Annotated in this window: 18 protein-coding genes; 11 read left to right on the top strand and 7 right to left on the bottom strand. The window is 45.3% G+C overall.

The window, feature by feature from the left end; all coding sequences use genetic code 11:
• Positions 1 to 32: 32 nt before the first annotated feature.
• From FS373_RS17055 to rnd, 6 genes are all read left to right on the top strand, one after another.
• Complete coding sequence (locus tag FS373_RS17055) at positions 33 to 416, top strand: hypothetical protein (protein ID WP_144046805.1); 384 nt, start codon at positions 33 to 35, stop codon at positions 414 to 416.
• The gene (locus tag FS373_RS17050; protein ID WP_144046804.1) at positions 409 to 1125 is read left to right on the top strand and encodes a M50 family metallopeptidase; all 717 of its coding nucleotides are present in this window, start codon (positions 409 to 411) and stop codon (positions 1123 to 1125) included. The genes FS373_RS17055 and FS373_RS17050 overlap by 8 nt, the downstream gene beginning before the upstream one ends.
• A gap of 165 nt (positions 1126 to 1290) precedes the next feature.
• Positions 1291 to 2121 carry a class I SAM-dependent methyltransferase gene (locus FS373_RS17045; RefSeq protein WP_152829932.1) on the top strand — a complete coding sequence of 277 codons (831 nt, stop codon included), beginning with the start codon at positions 1291 to 1293 and terminating at the stop codon, positions 2119 to 2121.
• Positions 2122 to 2206: 85 nt separating this feature from the next.
• Positions 2207 to 3091, top strand: coding sequence for an alpha/beta fold hydrolase (locus tag FS373_RS17040; protein WP_152829931.1), 885 nt, complete (start codon positions 2207 to 2209; stop codon positions 3089 to 3091).
• Between the two features lie 186 nt (positions 3092 to 3277).
• Positions 3278 to 4951 (top strand): long-chain-fatty-acid--CoA ligase FadD, encoded by a 1674-nt coding sequence (gene fadD, locus FS373_RS17035; protein WP_144046802.1) that lies wholly within the window; start codon positions 3278 to 3280, stop codon positions 4949 to 4951.
• 75 nt (positions 4952 to 5026) lie between these two features.
• A complete protein-coding gene (rnd, locus tag FS373_RS17030) occupies positions 5027 to 6145 on the top strand; it encodes a ribonuclease D (RefSeq protein ID WP_152829930.1) in 1119 nt (372 codons plus the stop codon).
• Positions 6146 to 6219: 74 nt separating this feature from the next.
• Here the strand turns inward: rnd and minE are convergent, their stop codons facing one another.
• From minE to minC, 3 genes are read right to left on the bottom strand one after another with little or no spacing between them, the layout of a single operon-like run.
• The gene (gene minE, locus FS373_RS17025) at positions 6220 to 6477 is read right to left on the bottom strand and encodes a cell division topological specificity factor MinE (RefSeq protein WP_144046800.1); all 258 of its coding nucleotides are present in this window, start codon (positions 6475 to 6477) and stop codon (positions 6220 to 6222) included.
• 2 nt (positions 6478 to 6479) lie between these two features.
• Positions 6480 to 7289, bottom strand: coding sequence for a septum site-determining protein MinD (minD, locus tag FS373_RS17020; RefSeq protein WP_144046799.1), 810 nt, complete (start codon positions 7287 to 7289; stop codon positions 6480 to 6482).
• Positions 7290 to 7317: 28 nt separating this feature from the next.
• Positions 7318 to 7983: a septum site-determining protein MinC gene (minC, locus tag FS373_RS17015; protein WP_152829929.1), complete on the bottom strand. Its 666-nt coding sequence runs from the start codon at positions 7981 to 7983 to the stop codon at positions 7318 to 7320.
• 121 nt (positions 7984 to 8104) lie between these two features.
• On the opposite strand from minC, the gene FS373_RS17010 reads away from it, so the two are divergent.
• From FS373_RS17010 to FS373_RS17000, 3 genes are all read left to right on the top strand, one after another.
• On the top strand, positions 8105 to 8386 hold the full coding sequence (locus FS373_RS17010; protein WP_144046797.1) for a YcgL domain-containing protein: 282 nt from the start codon (positions 8105 to 8107) through the stop codon (positions 8384 to 8386).
• Positions 8387 to 8404: 18 nt separating this feature from the next.
• Positions 8405 to 9415 (top strand): lytic murein transglycosylase, encoded by a 1011-nt coding sequence (locus FS373_RS17005; RefSeq protein ID WP_227992899.1) that lies wholly within the window; start codon positions 8405 to 8407, stop codon positions 9413 to 9415.
• A gap of 117 nt (positions 9416 to 9532) precedes the next feature.
• On the top strand, positions 9533 to 9973 hold the full coding sequence (locus FS373_RS17000; RefSeq protein WP_144046796.1) for a YcgN family cysteine cluster protein: 441 nt from the start codon (positions 9533 to 9535) through the stop codon (positions 9971 to 9973).
• Between the two features lie 65 nt (positions 9974 to 10038).
• Here FS373_RS17000 and dsbB read toward each other — a convergent pair whose 3' ends face one another.
• Together dsbB and nhaB are read right to left on the bottom strand one after the other, a co-directional pair.
• Positions 10039 to 10578 (bottom strand): disulfide bond formation protein DsbB, encoded by a 540-nt coding sequence (dsbB, locus tag FS373_RS16995; protein WP_144046795.1) that lies wholly within the window; start codon positions 10576 to 10578, stop codon positions 10039 to 10041.
• 153 nt (positions 10579 to 10731) lie between these two features.
• Positions 10732 to 12315, bottom strand: coding sequence for a sodium/proton antiporter NhaB (nhaB, locus tag FS373_RS16990; RefSeq protein ID WP_144046794.1), 1584 nt, complete (start codon positions 12313 to 12315; stop codon positions 10732 to 10734).
• 307 nt (positions 12316 to 12622) lie between these two features.
• On the opposite strand from nhaB, the gene fadR reads away from it, so the two are divergent.
• Positions 12623 to 13375 (top strand): fatty acid metabolism transcriptional regulator FadR, encoded by a 753-nt coding sequence (fadR, locus tag FS373_RS16985; RefSeq protein WP_144046793.1) that lies wholly within the window; start codon positions 12623 to 12625, stop codon positions 13373 to 13375.
• A gap of 386 nt (positions 13376 to 13761) precedes the next feature.
• The gene (locus tag FS373_RS16980; protein ID WP_152829928.1) at positions 13762 to 15081 is read left to right on the top strand and encodes a short-chain fatty acid transporter; all 1320 of its coding nucleotides are present in this window, start codon (positions 13762 to 13764) and stop codon (positions 15079 to 15081) included.
• Positions 15082 to 15153: 72 nt separating this feature from the next.
• On the opposite strand, the gene FS373_RS16975 is transcribed toward FS373_RS16980, so the two are convergent.
• Positions 15154 to 19086: a translocation/assembly module TamB domain-containing protein gene (locus FS373_RS16975; RefSeq protein WP_152829927.1), complete on the bottom strand. Its 3933-nt coding sequence runs from the start codon at positions 19084 to 19086 to the stop codon at positions 15154 to 15156.
• The gene (locus FS373_RS16970) at positions 19083 to 20951 is read right to left on the bottom strand and encodes an autotransporter assembly complex family protein (protein ID WP_322619525.1); all 1869 of its coding nucleotides are present in this window, start codon (positions 20949 to 20951) and stop codon (positions 19083 to 19085) included. Before FS373_RS16970 ends, FS373_RS16975 begins: the two co-directional genes overlap by 4 nt.
• Positions 20952 to 21008: the final 57 nt, after the last annotated feature.

Genomic DNA, 21008 nt, shown 5'->3' with positions numbered 1-21008 from the left:
ATATTTGTGGCCTTAGGAAAGGAGTCGATTTAATGCAGATACAAACCAACCATTTTAACGTGCTCAAGTCCGGGTCATCGAGTATTGCGCCGGCATCCTTAGATGCCATAACCCTGAACACCAGTGATCGGGTTGAGAGCTCATCTCGAGTCGAGCAGATTGATAAGGTTCGCCCCTCATTCCAGAAAGAGGAGAGTAGAGAGAGTGCAGCAGAGGGGGCATCGAATGAGCTTCTCCTTGCTACCCAAGTTCAGTCTCCTACACCCGAACAGTTGGCGTTTCGTCTAGGCGCCAAGCTTGAATATGAGCAGCAGACCCAAGCCAGTGAAGGCGCGGTTGCTCAATACCTGACCAACCAACATGCGGCCGAAAGAGAAGCCATCCAACAGATGGTTGGAATTGATACCTATGCTTAATCAGTCAGGCGCACTCGAGACTCAGATAAACCTGCCTGTCACTGGTGCTCCCAGTCGGGGACGTTTCTTAGTCGAACTCTTAATCGCTTTGCTCATCACACGTTTACCTTTTATCAGTGTCCCTTTTAAATGGCTCGAAAGTTATTTTCATGAGCTTTCACACGGCTTGGCCACCTTATTGACCGGTGGCGCTGTGAGCCATATTCAGCTTTTCCCCAATGGTGCTGGCTTGTGTTTCAGCCAAGGTGGTTGGCCTGTGGCTATCGGCTTCAGCGGTTATTTCGGTGCCGCTCTTTGGGGGTATTTAATCTTTATTCTGGCGACTTGGCCCAAGGGCATAAGAGTGAGCTTCGCCCTATTGGGCGGCGCGGTTGTATTGACGACCTTGTTGTGGGGGAGGGATCTGCTGACTATCTCCATTTTAGCCAGTCTTGCCGTGCTCTTCCTGCTGCCGCTAAAATTAAATAAAAACCGCTTCATGGGCTGTGGCTTAAGGATCATGGCACTGATGATCATGTTAAATGCCCTAGCCAGCCCTACTGTCTTGCTCGGCCTCAATGGCAAAGGTGATGCTGCCATGTTGGCGACTGCCACGTGGATCCCAGCCTGGATCTGGGTGTTTATCTGGCTGGCCTTCAGCGCCTTGATGATCTTCCTTTGCTGGCAACGTGTCGATAGGGCAGCATCTAAGACCAGTTCCATTAAGTAAGTGATCATTCGATTGAGTCCACTCATTATCTTTTTGTTACATTTCTCCTCCACTTTCAGCCAGTAAGCCTCCCTATGGTCGGCTAAACCCACTTGGTTTTTGAGTTCGCTGCTGATAGGTTAGTCGAGTCCGATTTATGATTAACTTATATACAGGGAAGCAATAATGAGAAATAACATGTTTGTGGCTGGCGTGCTCGTCAGTGCCACGCTGAGTTTCAACGCCTTAGCCCATTCTGATGGTCATGGGGTGAGCAGTTTACAGCAAGCGGTGAATAGCGATTTTAGACAAGATAAGAATGCCAGCCGAGATGACTTTCGTCACCCTTTAGAGACCTTAGTGTTCTTTGACATCAATCCAAGCGATAAGGTGATCGAACTGTGGCCCGGTGGCGGCTGGTATGCCGAGATCTTAGCGCCATACTTGGCTGTTGATGGCCAATATGTTGCGGGGAACTTCGATACACAGCCTATTGATGAGAAGAAACGTGAAGGTTATAAAGCCAAGTCCGGTAAGAAGTTTGAAACTTGGCTACAAGATAATCGTCAACAGCTAGGTAAAGCGACGACTGTGACGTTCGATCCGCCGACACATTATGTTTTGGGTGGTGATGCCAGTGTCGATGTTGTACTGACATTTAGAAACTTACATAACTGGGCGATGAAAGATCAGCTAGAGCCAGTATTCGAGTCGGCTTATAAAGTGTTAAAATCCGGTGGAACCTTTGGCATAGTCGAGCACAGAGCCAAGGCGGGAATGGACGCTAAAACGGGTTATATGGATGAGGCGAAAGTGATCGCATTAGCCGAGAAAGTGGGCTTCACTTTAGTCGCTAAATCCGAGATTAATGCCAACATTAAAGACACCAAAGATTACCCTAAAGGTGTATGGACCTTGCCGCCTAGGTTAGCCTTAGATGATCTTGATAAAGAAAAGTATCTGGCCATAGGTGAGAGCGATCGCATGACACTAAAATTTACTAAAAACAGTCAATAAATAACTGACATCTTAGGTTAAGTATGGCACTGTTGCGCCCCCTGAAAATGGGGCGTGTTAACTAACAAGATCACAATGAGGTCCTATGCTGCATACTCGAGATGAAAAAAATGAGGTCCAGATACAGTTACCCCATATACGTTTATCCGGACGTCGTTGGGGAAGCGCTGATAAGCCCTTATTATTAGCCCTGCATGGCTGGTTGGATAATGCCAACAGTTTCGAGCCTTTGGCCGAGTTCTTACCTCAATACCAGATCTTGGCGATTGACTGGCCTGGCCACGGCCATTCTGAGCACAGGCCGGGATTATACCCATTACATTGGATTGATTACCTCTATGATCTTGAGTTGTTAATCAACAAGCTCAAAGAACAAGAAACATTCGTAGGCATCATAGGTCACTCTTTAGGGGGAATCATCGCCGCAGCATATACGGCGGCTTTTCCTGAACGGGTCAAGAAGCTAGTGCTGATCGAAGCCATCAGTCCATTATTCGAGTCAGCCACTAAAAATAATTTAAGACTAAGAAACAGCTTCGCCAGTCACCTTCGCATGGTCAGTAAGAGCGTGAACTCTGCGGCCGTTTATGACTCGATTGAACTCGCGGTCAAGGCCAGAGCAAGATTGACCGGCCTCGATGAAGCTTGGTGTCGCTTGTTAGTCGATAGAAATATGCAACGAGAGGGGACGGGTGTCAGCTGGCGCAGTGATCCCCGGCTTAAATTAGACTCTCCATTGAGACTGACCTTCGAGCAGGTAGATGCCTTGATGACAGATCACAGTACTGAGACACTCATTATCACAGCCGAATCAGGTTATGAGCAGATAAGTCAATTATTGCCCAAGGCTCAACTATGGTTCAATCACTTGTCTTGTATTGAGTTAGCCGGCGACCATCATCTGCATATGGGAAATGCGAAACAAGTCGCCGATGCGATCTTAGTCTTTATGTCTGAAGAGGGAAAATGAGATAAAGAAAAATGGGGCTAGGTTTTTTACTCTATTTATGTGATGATGATCGAAATTAAAACACTTGTATGAAATTGGTGTTTATTAAAAAAATAATTAAAATCAGTGATTTTGCTTGTTGATTTTCAAGCTATTTATAGGCTGATAAGCTTATATCCACTGGATGTGGGGATTTAGGAGAGATTTGTGGAACAGATTTGGATTGATAATTTACCGGATGATGTACCCGCTGAGATCGACGTTGAAGAGTACGGCTCGCTTGTCGACATGTTTGAGACTTCAGTATCGCGATTTGCCGACCAACCCGCTTTCGTTAACATGGGCGCGACTTTAACCTATCGTAAACTAGAAGAGCGCAGCCGTGCTTTCGCGGCTTACCTTCAGAACGAGCTCAAGTTAGAGAAGGGTGATAGGGTCGCCATCATGATGCCCAACCTATTGCAATATCCTATTGCCTTGTTTGGGGTATTGCGTGCCGGCATGGTGGTGGTCAATGTTAATCCCCTCTACACACCGAGAGAATTGAAGCATCAGCTGAATGACTCGGGTGCCAAGGCCATAGTCGTCGTGTCTAACTTCGCTCATACCCTGGAAAAAGTTGTCGAGCAGACGCCGGTAGAGAGTGTTATTTTAACCGGACTCGGTGATCTTCTTAGCGCTCCGAAACGCACCTTAGTTAACTTTGTTGTCAAATATATCAAGAAGATGGTGCCAAAGTTCGATCTTCCCCATGCTATTTCCATGAGAAAATCCCTCAGCAAGGGGCGCCGCTTACAATATGTGAAGCCTAAGCTGAATAAAGATGATCTGGCTTTCTTGCAATACACAGGTGGTACAACGGGAGTGTCTAAAGGCGCGATGTTGACCCATGGTAATGTGGTCAGTAACTTACTCCAGGCCAATGCGGCATACTCTCCTATGCTCAACGACGGCAAAGAGTTTGTTGTTACTGCGCTGCCGCTTTATCATATTTTCGCGTTAACGGTGAACTGTCTGCTGTTTATGCATAAAGGCGCGAATAACCTACTGATCACTAATCCCAGGGATCTGCCCGCTTTTATCGGTGAGTTGAAGAAACATCCCTATACTGCGATTACAGGGGTTAACACCCTATTTAATGCGCTGGTTAACTCGGAAGAATTTAGAAAACTCGATTTTTCAAATCTGAAGTTGTCTATCGGTGGTGGCATGGCTGTGCAGCGCGCCGTCGCTGAGAAATGGCAGAATATCACTAAGACCAAGTTATTGGAGGGCTATGGCTTAACCGAAGCTTCGCCTTTGGTGACGTGTTGCCCCTATAACTTGGCTGGTTACAACGGTGCCATAGGCTTTCCCGTTGCTATGACAGATATTCAGGTTCGTGATGATGATGGCAAGGTCCTGGCTCAGGGAGAGACTGGAGAGTTGTTTGCTAAGGGGCCGCAAATTATGCTTGGCTACTGGCAACGTCCGGAAGAAACCGCTACCGTCATCGATAAGCTGGGTTATCTGGCTACCGGCGATATCGGTTATATGGATGAGAAGGGCTATTTCTTTGTTGTCGATCGTAAGAAAGACATGATTCTTGTGTCTGGTTTTAATGTGTTTCCCAACGAAGTCGAAGAAGTGGTCGCCATGCATTCGGCCGTGGTTGAAGTGGCTGCCGTGGGCGTGCCTAGTGACATCTCAGGCGAAACCGTGAAGGTGTTTGTGGTGGTAAGTGATAAATCTTTAAGCGAACGAGATATCATCGACCATTGCCGACTGCATTTAACGGGATATAAAGTGCCTAAGCTGGTAGAATTCAGAGATGAGCTACCGAAAACCAACGTAGGTAAAATCTTACGTAGAGAGCTAAGAGATGAGGTTAAGTCAGCTTAATCCTGTCATTGATATCTTTTCTCTCTAAGCCGGCTATATGCCGGCTTTTTAACGACACAATCTTGGGAGAAGACCTTGTTAGCGTTTGAATATATAGAGGACGATGCGAGCTTAACTGCACTCGTATCGCAATATCGACAAAGTGATCTATTGGTATTAGATACCGAGTTTGTCCGCACCCGCACCTTTTATGCCCGTCTAGGTTTAATACAGGCCTATGATGGCAAGACGTTAGCTTTGATAGACCCAGTTGCTGTCAATAATTTATCTGAGTTTTGGAGTTTACTGACTGAGCCTGGTATCACCACAGTGCTGCATTCATGTAGCGAAGACCTCGAGGTCTTTGCCCGTAATGGGGATTGCCAACCAGCTAATTTATTCGATAGTCAGATCGCCGCCGCCTTGTGTGGCTTAGGTCATGGACTCGGTTATGCTAAGTTAGTGGAGCAGACGTTAGATATCAGCTTAGATAAGGGAGAGTCGCGTACCGATTGGATGAAGCGTCCCTTGAGTGAGGCTCAGCTCAATTATGCCGCGAACGATGTCTATTATCTTTATAATCTCTATCCTCAGTTGCTCGAAAAACTGCAAGAGCAGGGGCGATTAGCTTGGGTCATTGAGGAGGGAGAGCGAATGACCCGAGGACGATTAACGCCGCCGGATCTGGAGCAAGCCTACCTGAAAGTTAAGAATGCCTTCCAATTGAGCCCAAGGCAGTTGGCCTACCTCAAGGTACTGGCTCGATGGCGCTTGAAAAAAGCCATCACACGAGACTTGGCTGTAGGCTTTGTGGTTAAAGATCATGCCTTGATAGGGTTAGCTAAGAAGCAGCCGAAAAATAGCCAAGATCTTTTTAAGATGATTGAGCTTACCGAGCAGGAGAAGCGAATTCACGGCAAGGACCTTTTGGCCTTATTGAACACAGCCGATGTCGAAAATCCGCCTAAGGCAATCGATGTTATCGCCTTAAAAACGGGCTACAAAACATCATTTAAGGCGATAAAGAACTGTCTGGTTAGCATATCCGAGGAGCAGCAAGTTCCTATCGAACTCTTGGGCTCTAAGCGATACATTCACGGGTATTTACAGTGGTTGTGGGACGGTAAAACTGGTGAGTCGCCCTTGTTATTGACGGGCTGGCGTAAGGATTTGGTTGAGACGGTATTGACTGAACTAAAGCTTTCAAATATTTAGTCGGCGCAAGACACAAAAAACCGCAGCATCAGAAAGGTGCTGCGGTTTTTTCGTTTAACTGTACGCCTGTGTACTTACTTTTCCGGTAAGGTCACATTCAGTTCGAGTACCGATAACCTGTCATCATTTTGATCCAGCTGCACGGATATCTGATCTGTATCAACCTGCACATACTTGCGGATCACCTCGATGATCTCTTGTTTCATCTGAGGAAAATAATCAGGTGCATCACGCTCGCCCCTTTGATGGGCGACGATGATCTGTAAGCGTTCTTTTGCCGTCGATGCCGTATTGGGTTTCTTCTTGGTCTTGAAATAATCGAGTAAAGACATAATTAGCTCCCAAATATCCTTTTTAAGAAACCTTTCTTCTCTTCGGTGACGAAACGTAGCGGGAGTTCCTCGCCCAGTAGGCGGTCCACGCTGTCGCTGTATGCTTTTCCGGCATCACTCTCTTGATCTAAGATCACAGGTACACCTGAGTTTGAGGCCTTTAATACCGCCTGTGACTCAGGAATCACGCCGATAAGTGGAATGGCGAGGATATCTTCAACATCTTCTACACTTAGCATCTCTCCGCTCGATACTCTTTTTGGAGAGTAGCGGGTGAGTAACAGATACTCTTTAACCGGCTCTAATCCTTCTTCGGCACGTTTCGACTTACTTTGTAGCATGCCTAGAATACGGTCGGAATCTCTCACCGAGCTCACTTCCGGGTTTGTCGTGACGATGGCGATATCGGCAAAATAGAGTGCCATCATGGCACCCGTTTCGATACCTGCGGGGGAATCACAGATGATATATTCGAAATCTTTAGCGAGATCTTGCAGAACCTTGCCAACGCCTTCCTTAGTTAATGCATCTTTATCACGGGTTTGCGATGCTGGCAGTATGTACAGTTTTTCGCAGCGCTTATCTTTAATCAAGGTTTGGCTGAGATTTGCTTCACCATTGATGACATTGACAAAATCATACACCACACGACGTTCGCAGCCCATAATGAGATCTAAGTTACGTAGTCCAATATCAAAATCTACAACGACAGTTTTATGTCCCTTCAATGCCAAACCTGTAGCAATTGCAGCACTGGAAGTTGTTTTCCCTACGCCGCCTTTACCTGAGGTGACAACAATAATTTGCGCCATGTGTGCTTCTATCCTTATTTCTGTCTTTTTAAAGTGGTAGAGCTTCGATGGTGAGAGATTCACCGTCTAGCCGAATACAACCACTTTTCGTTGTGCTGTTTGCTTGAATGTTTTCCGTTAGCCAATATTGACCCGCGATGGAAACCAGCTCGGCATCGATGGTTTTTGCGATTATGACCGCATGTTTATCACCCGCAGCCCCAGCCATTGCCTTACCACGAAGGGAGCCGTAGACATGAATGCTGCCATCGGCGATAAGCTCTGCGCCATTGCCGACTGTGCCAACCACGATCAGATCGCTGTTCTTAGCATATATCTGCTGACCCGAACGGACATTCTGTTTCACTATCTTGGTGGTCTTTGGCATTTGTGGTTGAGCTTTTGCTTGCTTGCCAGATTTGATCTGTGCCAAGCCTAAATCTTTAGCTTGAGTAGCCACTTCTGTGATCGCGCCTGTGATGCCAACGATGACGAGTTGCCTCGAAATGAGCAGATCTTTAAGGGCGGCAAGGTTATAATCGGGATCGATAATTGAGCTAAGATTGACAACCAGAGGGGCGCCAATAAAAAACTGAGGGGCGATAGCTAATTTGCTATCTAACTCTGCTGCGACTTTTTCCAGATCAAAATGATTGATATGAAGCACAGAAAGCGTAAAAGAGGAGCCTTTCAATTCTAGGCTGGGTTTCTGCATGCCGATATTGCTCTTTATAAATAATCAGCATTGACGCTGATGTGCATTATATTCCTGACCTTCCATGTTATAGTGTGACTCAGTGACTGGCAAGTTGAATAGTTTGGAAAGTTGGTAGTATATGATCTGTGCGGTATATAAGAGTCGCCTCAAGGCTGACAGTTATCTTTTTGTTGAGAAACGTAATGAATTTGAACGTGTCCCAGAGGCATTAATGGAGATGTTTGGTTCCCCAACATTAGTCATGATGTTACCCCTGTCAAAAAGAGATCATTTGGGCTTTGCCGACATAGATAAAGTCAAAAGTGAGCTGGTTAAAAAAGGTTACTATTTACAACTGCCCCCTCCAAAGGTTAACTTACTCGAAGAGCATAAGAAAGCGATTGGCTACAGCGGTAAATAGCCTGAATAGGGAATGTTTATGGTGCTAAAGAAGCCTAGTATATGGGCGATGCGATTGTTAGTTATGCCATTATTGATGATGGCATCCCCAGCGGTGTTGGCCAATGAGCCAAGCAATGCGGGTAGTTTTAATGAGTATTTGTCTCAGTTAAAGCAAGAAGCCATCGATTTAGGCATCGATAAGGCCACGATAGAAACTGCATTTCCTAAGATTAAACGATTTAAACAATCTACCCCGCCAAAGCAAGACCTCAACCTTCCAGCATCTCTTGAGACATACCTACCGGCAACAGTAACCGACGCGAATGTGATCACAGCCCGTGCCATTTTTAAGGAGCACAAGGATGAGCTGGAAACCTTGGGGGATAAGTATGGGGTTCAGCCCAGATTTATTTTAGCCCTGTGGGGCATAGAATCCAATTATGGCGCCCATTTAACTAGCTACCCCGTACTTTCTGTTACCGCATCCTTAGCCTATGAAAGTAAAGAACCCTCCATATATAAAAATGAGTTTTTCGCCGCCTTGAGAATTCTTGACCAAAAGAAAATGGCTTTCGATGATCTCAGGGCGTCGAGAACCGGCAGTATGGGACAGATTCAGTTTACACCCAGTATGTATCTTGATTATGCTCAAGATGGTAACGGAGATGGCAACAAGGATATTTGGAATAACACCTTAGATGCGTTGGCGTCTGCAGCGGCTTTTCTAAAGAGCTCTGACTGGAAAAATCAAGAAACCTGGGGGCGACAAGTTAAAGTTCCTCAAGAGTTTGATGCCAAACTCGCTTCCTTAACGGTGAAGAAGACATTCTCACAGTGGTCGAATCTTGGGCTCACTCGCTTCGATGGCAGTGCATTACCAGCTAGGGATGATATGTCTGTGTCTCTCATCATGCCAGACGGCCCCTCGGGTCGAAAATACCTGATTTATGACAACTACCGTTCACTATTGGTGTGGAATCGCTCAGACTATTTCGCCATATCTGTGACTTATCTGTCTGAAAGATTGAAATACCCTCCTATCAAATAACGCTCAACCTGAGGTCTTACTAAGATAGAGAATCATGCAGAGAGCCATGAGCTTCAATGAATTCGCTAACTAGTGTAAAATAGCCTGCGAAAGTCGTCTTTTTTATAGAATTGAATAATGGAATTTTGGAAAGAAAAAACCTTAGCCCAGATGAATACTTCAGAGTGGGAGTCTTTGTGTGACGGCTGTGGTAAGTGTTGCTTGAATAAAATTATCGATGATGAGACCGAAGAGCTCTATTACACCAATGCGGCGTGTAAGTTATTAGATAGCCATGAAGGCCATTGTACCCACTATTCAAACCGATTCGACTATGTGCCTTCGTGCACTCAAGTGACCATGGATAACGTCGCCGAGTTGACCTGGTTGCCGGATAGCTGTGCCTATCGACGTTTATATTTAGGTAAGTCATTACCGAGTTGGCATCCACTCATTACTGGTTCCAAAACTCAGATGCATAAAAATGGCATGTCGACACAAGATAAGGTGATCTGCGAGACTAAAGTCAAATACATGGAAGATCATATCGTGCTCTGGCCGTTGAGAGACCTAAATTAGTCGACTAATTTCACCAGATATAGAAAACAAAAAACGCCCGGCTGGGCGTTTTTTGTTTTGGTTGATTACCTATAATCGGCGATGAATCCATGTCTCGGCTTACTGGCCGATAAAGCCGGGATAATGAAGAGAACTAAGGCCATCAGGTAAGCAGCGAAAGCCCCAATCATATATTGTCCCATAGTGACTCCCATCATTTCCCAAGGAATATCACTGCACATACCTGTAGGAAGGAAGATTTCAGGCATCCACTCATGGAGCGGCATCCAAGCAGGAAATTCGGGTAGGAAAGAGCAAGTCGCAAATGGAGATGGGTTGGTTTGCATATCGACCAGCTCAAGTGCTAGTTTCAGCCCCCAAGTGGCACTGACCCCCCAGGCTATAACAGCTATTAGCCGAGCAAAACGATTCTTATGGCCGACAATGCCAATCAAGCCCGCGGCTAAGATGCCAAAGATAGCGAGTCTCTGGTAGATGCACATCACACAAGGATCTAATTTCATTACATATTGAAAGAAGAGTGCGCATAACTCGAGTCCCAACGCCGTGCCTGCCAGGATAAGCCAGGCGAGGCGGGATTGAGCGAATCTCGTCATAGAGTTCAAATCATATTCTCCGTAATATTCTTTTATACTGCAGGCTAGGCCCTAGCCAAATTATTGATAAATCATATCGTACAGTGGTGAATGAGCCAATGAAAAACGCCCACGAAGGGCGTTTATAAGACTGGAATAGCGGGTAAAAGTTCAGTATCGGTTTTAATGACCTGTCACTGCACCCACAGCTTCTTTCGCCGAATGGTGAATGAGTATGCCTGAGTCATAGAAGTACTGAGTCATGTGCTCGAGTGCACCTAGCTGAATGGCCAACACACCGACTATGGATAAGACTATGGTGTAAGGTAAAGCCATCCATACCATGCGCCCGTATGAGAGGCGTATGAGTGGGGCAATTGCCGAGGTTAACAAGAACAGGAAGGCTGCCTGGCCGTTCGGTGTCGCAACCGATGGCAAGTTAGTACCCGTATTCACGGCGACGGCTAACAAGTCGAATTGGTCGCGGGTGATCTGTCCGTTGAGCAGAACTGCCTTGAGCTCGTTAATATAGACAGTGCCGACAAAGACATTATCGCTAACCATAGAGAGCAAGCCGTTGGCGATGTAGAAGATAACGAGCTGAGTGTTACCTTCGTAACTCAGTGCCCATTGAATCACTGGTGCGAACAGCTGTTGATCGATAATGACACCGACGATGGCAAAGAATACCGCCAACAGTGCGGTAAAAGGCAGGGCTTCTTCGAATGCCTTACCCAGTGCATGTTCGTTGGTGATACCATTGAAAGCCGTTGCAAGTATGATAACCGACAGGCCTATTAAGCCAACTGAGGCTAAGTGTAAAGCCAAGCCTAGTACCAACCATACACCGATGAGGGCCTGAACGACCAGCTTCATCTTATCGTGTTTAGTACGATGTGCATCTTCATGGGCATCGTAATCCGATAGTATCTTATGTACGGCTTCTGGCAGTTGTACGCCGTAGCTGAAGACCTTAAATTTCTCTACCAGGTAACAGGTCGCTATGCCAGCAATAAAGACGGGCAAAGTGACCGGTGACATACGTATCGCAAATTCGGCGAATTGCCAGTTTGCTTGTGCGGCTATGATTAAATTTTGTGGTTCTCCCACCATAGTACAGACACCACCTAGCGCGGTACCTACGCCGGCATGCATCAATAAATTACGCAGGAAACCGCGGAAGTTTTCTAATTCCTCTTCACACAATTGGTTATTGCCTTCATCTGTATGGTCATGATCATCAGAGAAAGATTTACCCGAGGCTACTTTATGGTAGATGGAGTAGAAACCTATGGCCACGGCAATGATCACCGCGATGACGGTTAATGCATCGAGAAAGGCCGATAAGAAGGCGGACGCTAAGCAGAACATTAAGGATACGGCGACTTTAGAGCGCACCTTAGTGATCATTTTAGTGAAGGCAAACAGAAGTAACTGCTTCATAAAATAGATGCCGGCAACCATGAAGATCAACAGCAAGAGGACTTCTAAATTGGCCTCTATCTCATGCATTACCTGACTCGGTGAGGTCATACCTATGGCAACGGCTTGAATGGCTAATAAGCCACCGGGCTGAAGAGGGTAACATTTTAGCGCCATGGCTAAGGTGAATATGAACTCGATAACGAGTAACCAACCAGCGGCAAAGGGGTTAATATAGAAAATTATTGGATTTATTATTAAAAAAGATATAATCGCGATTTTGAACCACTTGGGTGAATTTCCCAAGAAGTTGTCAATAAACGCCTGACGCATTGTCACAGGCATGGCACCCTCTCAAATTGGTATATGATTGATAGTAAAAAACGACAGTCTATTTGAATCGCCTCAGTTTAGCGTAAAGAAACCATTAATTTAATAGCTTAGTTACATCTAATACTTAAAAATAGCTTAAAAATTAGATCCAAATGGTAAAAACATCCTAAAGTCGTGAAGAGGGGGGGGATTTTGTGCCTTTTTGAGAGAGTAAACTTTGATCTTAACCAGTATTACTTCATATAAGGTTTCCATTTTTTCTCGCTCTGGTATGATCAGTGCTCAAAACAACACGAACTAGAGTGGGAAAAGTAACCTGATGACAATTGCCCAAAAACCTCCTTTAACTTCAAAAGATTCGGGGATCATTGAGGCTAAAGGACCGGCGAGCTTTGCTGAAAAATACATTGTCCGATCGATTTGGGAAGATAAGTTCCCCCCAGGTACGATTTTGCCTGCAGAGCGTGAGCTTTCTGAATTAATCGGAGTTACACGAACCACACTCAGAGAAGTGCTTCAGCGATTGGCCAGAGATGGCTGGCTGACGATTCAACATGGTAAGCCAACCCGAGTCAATGATATCTGGGAATCATCTGGTCTCAATGTCTTAGAGACCATTGCCGATCTTAATCCTGCCGGTGAACCTGTACTATTGGAACAGCTACTCTCGGCCCGAACCAATATCAGCGCCATCTATTTCAAGGGCGCGGTTCGCCATAATCCGGACAAGGTACTGGAAGCATTGGAGCTGATCTCGAGTTTAGATGACGATCCTCAGGCCTATGTCGATTTTGATTATCAGCTGCATCATACTTTAGCGTTCAATTCAGGTAATCCACTCTATGTGCTGATCCTTAATGGCTTTAAAGGCCTTTATAGTCGAGTTGGTAAAGATTATTTCACCATACCTAAAGCGCGAGAGTTAGCGTTTGAGTTTTATGAAGGGCTAAGACAACTCGCAGCAGAGAAGAACCACAACGCGATACCGGCTTTGATGCGCAGTTATGGTATCAATAGCGGTAAGGTGTGGCAGAGATTTAAAAATAATCACACTCAAAATACGGAAAATTGACCGTCGCTTTTCTGTTAGCTGAATTATCGAACATCTAGTTAAACTGACCGTAGATCCTATATGGGTGTGTCAGTTTAACTTCTTTATTTGTAGTCTATTGACCAAACCTATTGCACTAGAGTCACATGCAGCTTGGCTGAGTGTCACTTCGACACATTTTCTTCAAGATCTATTTCTAGATAACAAACTTCATCAAAGTGTTATAGAGGATCCCTTCTCAAATACTGACACCGTTATACAGCATCTATAGTGACGCTTTTTCAACAAGGCCATTAATAAGTTAATTAGCAGGCCCCTTTGTTGCTGATTGGTTACTTCCTGTCAATTTGGATTTCTCTTGCGGTTGGAACTCTGCTAGCCTGACTAAAAATTCACTAGGAACCTCCATGCTGGCTAACGTCTCAAAACCATTAGTAAAATTAGTCGATCGGTATTTACCTGATCCGTATATTTTCGTCTTGATGCTCTCCTTAATGGTATTGGCTGCGGCAGTTATCATAGAGGGGAAAACACCACTAGAAGCTGTTAATTACTGGGGTGATGGCTTCTGGTCGCTACTCAGTTTTTCGATGCAGATGCTGCTGGTGCTTATCACAGGTTTTATGCTAGCCAGCTCTCCCCCGGTTAAAAAATTACTTAATTACATCGCAGGGTTTGCTAAGTCTGCCTCTCAGGCAATTATCTTAGTCACCGTCGTTTCACTTATCGCCAGTTGGATCAACTGGGGGTTTGGTTTAGTGGTCGGTGCTTTATTTGCTAAAGCCTTAGCATGTAAAGTTAGAGTCGATTACCGCTTACTCGTCGCCAGCGCCTACTCTGGTTTTTTAGTCTGGCATGCGGGGCTTGCCGGTTCCATCCCATTAACGATTGCCACTCCCGGCCACTTTTCCGAATCAGATATCGGCATTATTGCAACCAGTGACACTATCTTCGCCGGATTTAACTTAGCGTTACTTGCAATATTGTTTGTGGTTATGCCTCTGGTCAATCGGTTGATGTTGCCCGAAGAACAAGACAGTGTATATGTCGATCCGAGTAAGTTTACAGACAACGAAGAGCAAGCCTCTGAAAACCAAGCATCGGAACGGCCCGCCGACAAATTAGAGAACAGTCGTTTACTTGCTTGGAGTATCGGTGGAGCAGGGCTGATGTATTTAGCCTATTACTTCTTTGCTAACAGCGGCAGTTTGAATCTTAATGTCGTCAATTTTTTATTTTTATTTCTCGCCATTATCCTGCATCAAACACCACGTAATTTTCTAAACAGCCTGAACGAAGCGATCAAAGGGGGCGCTGGTATTGTCATCCAGTTTCCATTTTATGCGGGTATAATGGCTGTTATGATGCAATCGGGCTTGGCTCAGAGTATTTCCGAGGGCTTTGTTTCCATCGCCAGTGCTGAGAGTCTGCCCTTTTTTAGTTTTATCAGCGCAGGGATCATCAATATTTTTGTACCATCGGGTGGTGGTCAGTGGGCTGTACAAGCTCCAATTATGTTGCCAGCTGCCGAAGCTTTGGGGGCTGATGTAGCCCGAGTTGCTATGGCTGTAGCCTGGGGGGATGCTTGGACTAACCTTATTCAGCCATTCTGGGCACTTCCAGTACTGGCTATCGCAGGTCTAAAAGCTCGCGATATTATGGGCTTCTGTCTGGTGCAGCTCATCATCACCGGAATCATTATTAGTATCGGCCTGAGCTGGTTTTAATCATTTTGATGATGTCACTGAACAGACTTATTTAAATGGCATCACTGAGTATTTCTCAGTTAAAAAGCAAGCCTAATCGATATCGAAGTTATAGTAGATATCTAATGACTGCTCTATGGTGCCCGATACAGTCTCTAAATAGAGCTGTGATAATAAGTAATACCTGACAGTCATCTCATAACCAGGATTAAAGACGCCATAACCATATTTGACCATCAGATCTTCGCCGATGAAACCACTGATAGCCACACGGCCGTCATCATTAGCATCGAGTTGAACATTTGAAAATCCAAGTTTTTCAATTAATCCGGTTGCCGAATCGCCGATGTTATTCACAGCACCACCACCGATCTGATTACTCAAGGTCAGCGCCGCACCCAACATCAAACCACTGTTCTGTTCATTATCATTGCTGTGAAATCCTGTACCCTTGATGATGTATGAGAGTATTTCGGCTTGTTCCTTGGTTGGGCTAGAGAATAAGGTGACAACGGGCTTGAGTGGCGTGCCTGTTATTCTTACTCCGGCCAAGACATCTTCATCTTTGATCTCTCTTACCGCCTCGATATTAAGGTTAGGCACTTCCATTGGGCCAATAAATTGGACTTCACCGGCCTTAATATCTAAAGTTTGCCCCATGAACTTATATTTACCGTCTACAACGCGTATATCACCGTAGAGTAGTGCTGGCTTAAAGGCTTCTTGTTTTAACTCTAAGACGCCTGTTAGCTTACCTTTGAGACCCATGCCATCAATTTTTAGGTTGTCTGCGAGCTTGATTTTTATGTCAGATGTGAGAGCCAAGGGATTTTGATTGATTTCCCCCGTTGAGAGACTGTCGTTAAAGACCACATCTTTAGATACCTCGACGCCTCCTTCGGGCAGCTGCACTATTTTTATATGGCCTGAAGGTACTTCGATTGCACCTTTTATATTGAAACTGTCTTTAGTGAAACTAAAGTCAAGATCGGGTGAGACATTGATGATGGCCAGAGGAGGTTGAATGATAACTAAGTCATTACCGTTAACTTGAATATTGCCATTGAGCGTACCTGTGCTCCAGTCTATGTTGCCTACGAGCTTAGCCTGACCCTCTCCCATGTTCCAGGTTCCATCGAGTAGGGCACGTTGACCTGATAGGGACACCGCAAGCTTAATATCTTCAAAGAGTGTTGGGTTCGCTGCCGCCAGGAGTTCACCATTTTCCAGTAGTAGCTGACCGGAAACATCGGGTTGATCTAATGTGCCCGCTATTTTCAACTCACTGGATATATTCCCCTGTATGATTTCCAGTTGAGGTAAAAACTCTGCCAATGCATTTAAGTTTATCTTATGTAATTTTGTATAACCCGATAGCGTTCGGTCTGGGGTCACCGCGATGTCTAGTCGTCCTTCCCAACTCGCGATATCATGTGAATCGAATCGCAGTTGCGTTGATAATATCTTCTCATCTAGTGAGGCGTGCAGTGCGAGTGTTTTATAACCTATATCCACGCTGCGCTGATTGTTTTTCAGGCTGAGATAACCAGGTTCGAAATCAAGATTCAAGGCACCTTGAGGTTTAGTATCTTTGGCCCATATCAAATGTGAAGATAATTTTGCCGGCGCTTGCCATATCAAGTTGTCGGGCAATATCGGCGCTAATATGGCACCTATGTCTCCCTGGAATTTTATACTGGCATCACCATTTTCGCCAAGCTCGGCTTGGTCATCCAGACAAAATTTGCCATCGATGTTGAGCCAACAAAAGGTACTGAGTAAGCCTGTCTGGCTTAGATTGTCCCAAGATACATTAAAAGGCGCTTCCAGATCCCAATCACCTAAGATAGAACTCAAGCTTAATCTTCTGACCTCAGCGACTAACGTTTCAGTTTTGGTGTTAAGGTTCGAGTATATTTGCGTGTCGAGTCTATACTCTCCCGATGTCTGTAGGTTCAGCTTTTGATGCTGCTCGTCTCCCTCAATACTCAGTGTGATTGAGTCTAGTTGCTGTGTATTATATTTAAACTCTCCAGTATCAAGTGTTAGGGCAAACTCTTGATTATCCAGCGGACGATAGAAACCTTTAATCTGGGCTTGCTCTAGCTTGAAATGTTCAAACTGCAGATCCAGCGCCTTGGCTGAGACTCTGACTTCAGGGTGGTCACTTTCTCCCGACACATTAATCTTAGCCTTGATACTGCCAGATGAATCCGGGTGCCAGAGGTTAAGATCGGGAACATCGAGTTGGGCATTGATTGACCAGTATTCGTCGGCTGTGCCCGAAATGGTCAAAATGGATTGTAAGGCGCTCAGTTTTAAGCTGTCGGCACTGAGATGGAGTTTATTATCCAAGCTGAGATCGCCAATGAGATGAAAAGGGTATCCTTGAATTTCACCCGTTAAATCTGATTGAGATATAGCCACTCGCCACTGTTTTTTCTGCACCTTACCTCGGGTGTTAAACCTACCGCTGATGAAACTCTCCGGTAACGGATTATCAAGGGGTAATGCCAGCTGCTCCATATCAAAATCTATGGCATTGATAGCCGCATTCCAGCTGATGTTTTTTGCGTAGCTGGCATGGCCGGAAATTTCTATGTCACCTAGTTCCCCTTTTGCTCTCAAATGTTTTACTTCGACTTCAGAACCAGCATGTGTCAGCTGGGCGTCGATAGCCAAAATGGGGTGGTAAGGGCTGTTAACTTGTCCTGAGAACGTCAGGTTTTGCAGATCGAGATCACCCACACTTTCAAGGTCGACAGACTGGGCTGAATAGGTATTTTTGTCTAAGGGCCAACCCAGTTGTTTAGATGTGAGAGAAAGATGATAAGCCAGTTTAGGGTCGGCCAGTGCAATATCGCCAGTCAGTGAATAGTCGATATGACCCTTGCCGCTCGATTCTATCTTGAGTCTATTAAAGCCTCCGGATAATGCTAAAGTGGCATGTTGCTGTCCCAATCCCGGTATCTCATCGACATGCCCGGCATCTATGACCGCAATAACATCCATTGGGTAATCATCGATGAGGGATATCTCGCCCTCAAGCTCGACCTTACCATAGGTGTGATGGACCTTAAGGTTCTCGATATGGATGAGGAAACTGTGATAACTGGCTTCAAAGTCTATCTGGGAGAAAAGGTCGTTTCTCTGCCCAAGCCTTAGATGACTCTTGGTGAGGGAAACACGTTCGGCAAATACGGGAATAGGCATAAAAACTCGAGGTAAATCTGCCATGGCCCAAGTGTTATCTTGGTCTATATCTAGTTGTGAATACTTATCTGAATCGCTTGATAATGGAATATCGACCAGCAGATCTTGAGAGGTTAAATAATTCACTCTGATACCTGTTGATTGCCATTGTGCTCTTGTTTGTAGACGCGATACATTGAAATGCATATCATCGACCCTGACTCTGACATTCGCCAAGTCAGCCTTAGTCAGATCTATGCCGAAAGGCAGGGTGATCTCTTCATTGATTTCATCCAGTCCCTCTTGCTCTTTTATATCATTCTTAGCCGGCTTTGTAGCTTCAGTTGCTTCGCTAAGTTCGGCTGTTTCTTTCTCTATTATGGATGTTTGTTGTTCTGAGGGTAAATCAGTATCTATTTCGACAATGACTCTCGACGCTAACAGTTCACTAACACAAAGCTGTTTACGTAGCAGACATAAGGGGTGCCAATCTAAGGTTAAGTCATCCAGCTCTACTGCAACTCCCGGGATCTGCCAACGGACATCCGTGACCTCGAGCCTGTTATTGATAGCACCGCCGACATAGGTGATCTGCAGATCTGGCACTAAAGCATCTGCTAATAACACAGTTATCCGGCTGCCTATATGGGTGCCGATTAAGAGTGCAAATGTGATCAGAAAACCCAGTGGGATATAAACTAAGGTGCGCGAAACAAGCTTGAAGCTTCGCCAAAGTGTGTATAGATAGCCCGTTTTTTTCTCTGGTTTTCCAGTGGATGATTTTGTGGGTTGCTCTGGCTCATTGATGGTAACGTCATTTGATTCTTGGGTCATAGCTCTGCCCCCATAGTCAAATGGATGCGCCATGGCCTGTCTACTGTATCAGTCTCTTTGAGGCCAACACCGAGATCGAGCTTGATAGGTCCGATAGGCGATATCCAATGTAATCCGCCACCCACAGAGACGATGGGCTCTATTTGGTTAACATCGAATGCATTACCCGCATCGATAAAGGTGCCCACACGCCAAGTTGGGGTGACGTAATACTGATACTCGAGACTTCCCACCATCAGGTAACGTCCACCGACAACTTCTCTGACTTCATCGCCACCACTATTGGTGTAGTCGAGGTAAGGTCCCAGTTCCTGATAGCTGTAGCCCCTGATACTCTGATCACCACCGGCAAAATAGCGTAATGAAGGGGGAATAAGGGCTAGCTCATCTTCATCGTCATCGGCTAAGTTTACACCTAAGTCTAATCGAGAAACTATTCTGTGTTTCTCGAAAAAGGTGTTAATCCATTTGTATTTTGTCTGTATACGCGTGAGCTGAATAGCCGAGCCTAAATCGGGATTCGCATACTCGATGCTGTAATACTGAAAAAAGCCAGACTTAGGGTCTAAGGTGTTATCGCCACGGGTGGTTTTGGAGATGCTGGCACCAAAGAGCAGAAACTTGGGTGAGTAGTCGGTACCAGATTGAGTGTAATACTCTCTCATAGCTTCAACAGAGTAATTCATTATCCAGTTATTAGAGAGCCTTTGCTGACGTATTACGGCTATTAGGCCTTTACTCGCCTCGAGTTCACCGGTATTGGTGAACTTGTTATCATTGGGATCGTAGACCTGAGTCACACCGTATTTATCCCTGAGCATACCAAAACGGATTTTTAGTTGATCATCCAAAGGATGGGTCAATGGGATAGTGTAAGTGGTAAGATATTTGGGTCTATCCGGGGACCATTCTAAACTGGTTTCTTGGGAATGCCCGTAGCTGTTTATCTGTGGCGTTCGCCAGTTGATGCTGACTCTTGGCTCGACGGCGCTTTCTGTGGTATTGCCTATATCGACACCTAAACCTAACTCTATCGAGTGACTTGGCTTGGGGCTCAATTCAACCTTGATGGGAACATCTAGCCCTATCGCTTTATCAACCTGAGGCAATACTTTGATGTTAGAAAAGTAGCTGGTGTCTAATAGCTCCCGGTTTAACCTAGATAAACTCCCAGTGCTATAGGGCGAGCCTTTGTCAAATGGAATTAAGGTGTCTAGAAGTCCATCTTGTAAGCTATGGCCTTCAAAACTTACCTCTCCCATACGGTACCTGGGTCCTGAATCATAATGCAGGGTTATCTTCGCCGTGTTTATATCACGGTTAACTTCGATGGAAGACTGAACATAATTACCATCGAAATAACCTCTGGCTAGTGCGAGTGTGATCAACTGAGATTTCATCAATTCGTACTTGCCGTGATTAAGAATATCTCCAGGTTTGATGGCAACTTTGTCGAGCCATTGCAGGATAAACGCGTCTTCGAGGATCTCACCGTCAAAATGTAAGTCAATCCATTCGATGCGGGTGGGCTCTCCAGGGGTCACATCTAATGATAAAATCCAAGGTGAATCAGGACTGGTTTGCACATCTTGTACCATCTCCCCATGGTAATACCCCAGAGAATTCAATGCCGCGATCACATTATCTTCGGCATTGAAGATAAAAGCCCGTCGCTGGACTTCTGAGCTCGGTAAAGTCCCTAAATGGGCTTCAATGTTGCGGTTTAGGGAGGCATTCGCTCCTGTGATCTTTAATATTAGGAAATTATTTGCCATTACAGGAAATGCGCTGAGCAGGCTGCTCAATAAAATGATGCTCAGTGGCCATAAGCGGAAAGAAGATAATTGCAAAAAATCGGGCTCTATTCAGTGAGTAAAGAAGGCTGAGTATATTGTCACTATATAATTGATTTCTAGCAAGCT

Source organism: Shewanella sp. YLB-07 (assembly GCF_009377275.1).
This window is presented reverse-complemented; position numbering and strand designations above follow the sequence as displayed.

Coding starts and splice junctions, on each gene's coding strand:
- FS373_RS17055 (WP_144046805.1), top strand. CDS start 33: ATGCAGATACAAACCAACCATTTTAACGTGCTCAAGTCCGGGTCATCG.
- FS373_RS17050 (WP_144046804.1), top strand. CDS start 409: ATGCTTAATCAGTCAGGCGCACTCGAGACTCAGATAAACCTGCCTGTC.
- FS373_RS17045 (WP_152829932.1), top strand. CDS start 1,291: ATGAGAAATAACATGTTTGTGGCTGGCGTGCTCGTCAGTGCCACGCTG.
- FS373_RS17040 (WP_152829931.1), top strand. CDS start 2,207: ATGCTGCATACTCGAGATGAAAAAAATGAGGTCCAGATACAGTTACCC.
- minE (WP_144046800.1), bottom strand. CDS start 6,477: ATGTCTTTACTCGATTATTTCAAGACCAAGAAGAAACCCAATACGGCA.
- minD (WP_144046799.1), bottom strand. CDS start 7,289: ATGGCGCAAATTATTGTTGTCACCTCAGGTAAAGGCGGCGTAGGGAAA.
- minC (WP_152829929.1), bottom strand. CDS start 7,983: ATGCAGAAACCCAGCCTAGAATTGAAAGGCTCCTCTTTTACGCTTTCT.
- FS373_RS17010 (WP_144046797.1), top strand. CDS start 8,105: ATGATCTGTGCGGTATATAAGAGTCGCCTCAAGGCTGACAGTTATCTT.
- FS373_RS17005 (WP_227992899.1), top strand. CDS start 8,405: ATGGTGCTAAAGAAGCCTAGTATATGGGCGATGCGATTGTTAGTTATG.
- FS373_RS17000 (WP_144046796.1), top strand. CDS start 9,533: ATGGAATTTTGGAAAGAAAAAACCTTAGCCCAGATGAATACTTCAGAG.
- nhaB (WP_144046794.1), bottom strand. CDS start 12,315: ATGCCTGTGACAATGCGTCAGGCGTTTATTGACAACTTCTTGGGAAAT.
- fadR (WP_144046793.1), top strand. CDS start 12,623: ATGACAATTGCCCAAAAACCTCCTTTAACTTCAAAAGATTCGGGGATC.
- FS373_RS16980 (WP_152829928.1), top strand. CDS start 13,762: ATGCTGGCTAACGTCTCAAAACCATTAGTAAAATTAGTCGATCGGTAT.
- FS373_RS16975 (WP_152829927.1), bottom strand. CDS start 19,086: ATGACCCAAGAATCAAATGACGTTACCATCAATGAGCCAGAGCAACCC.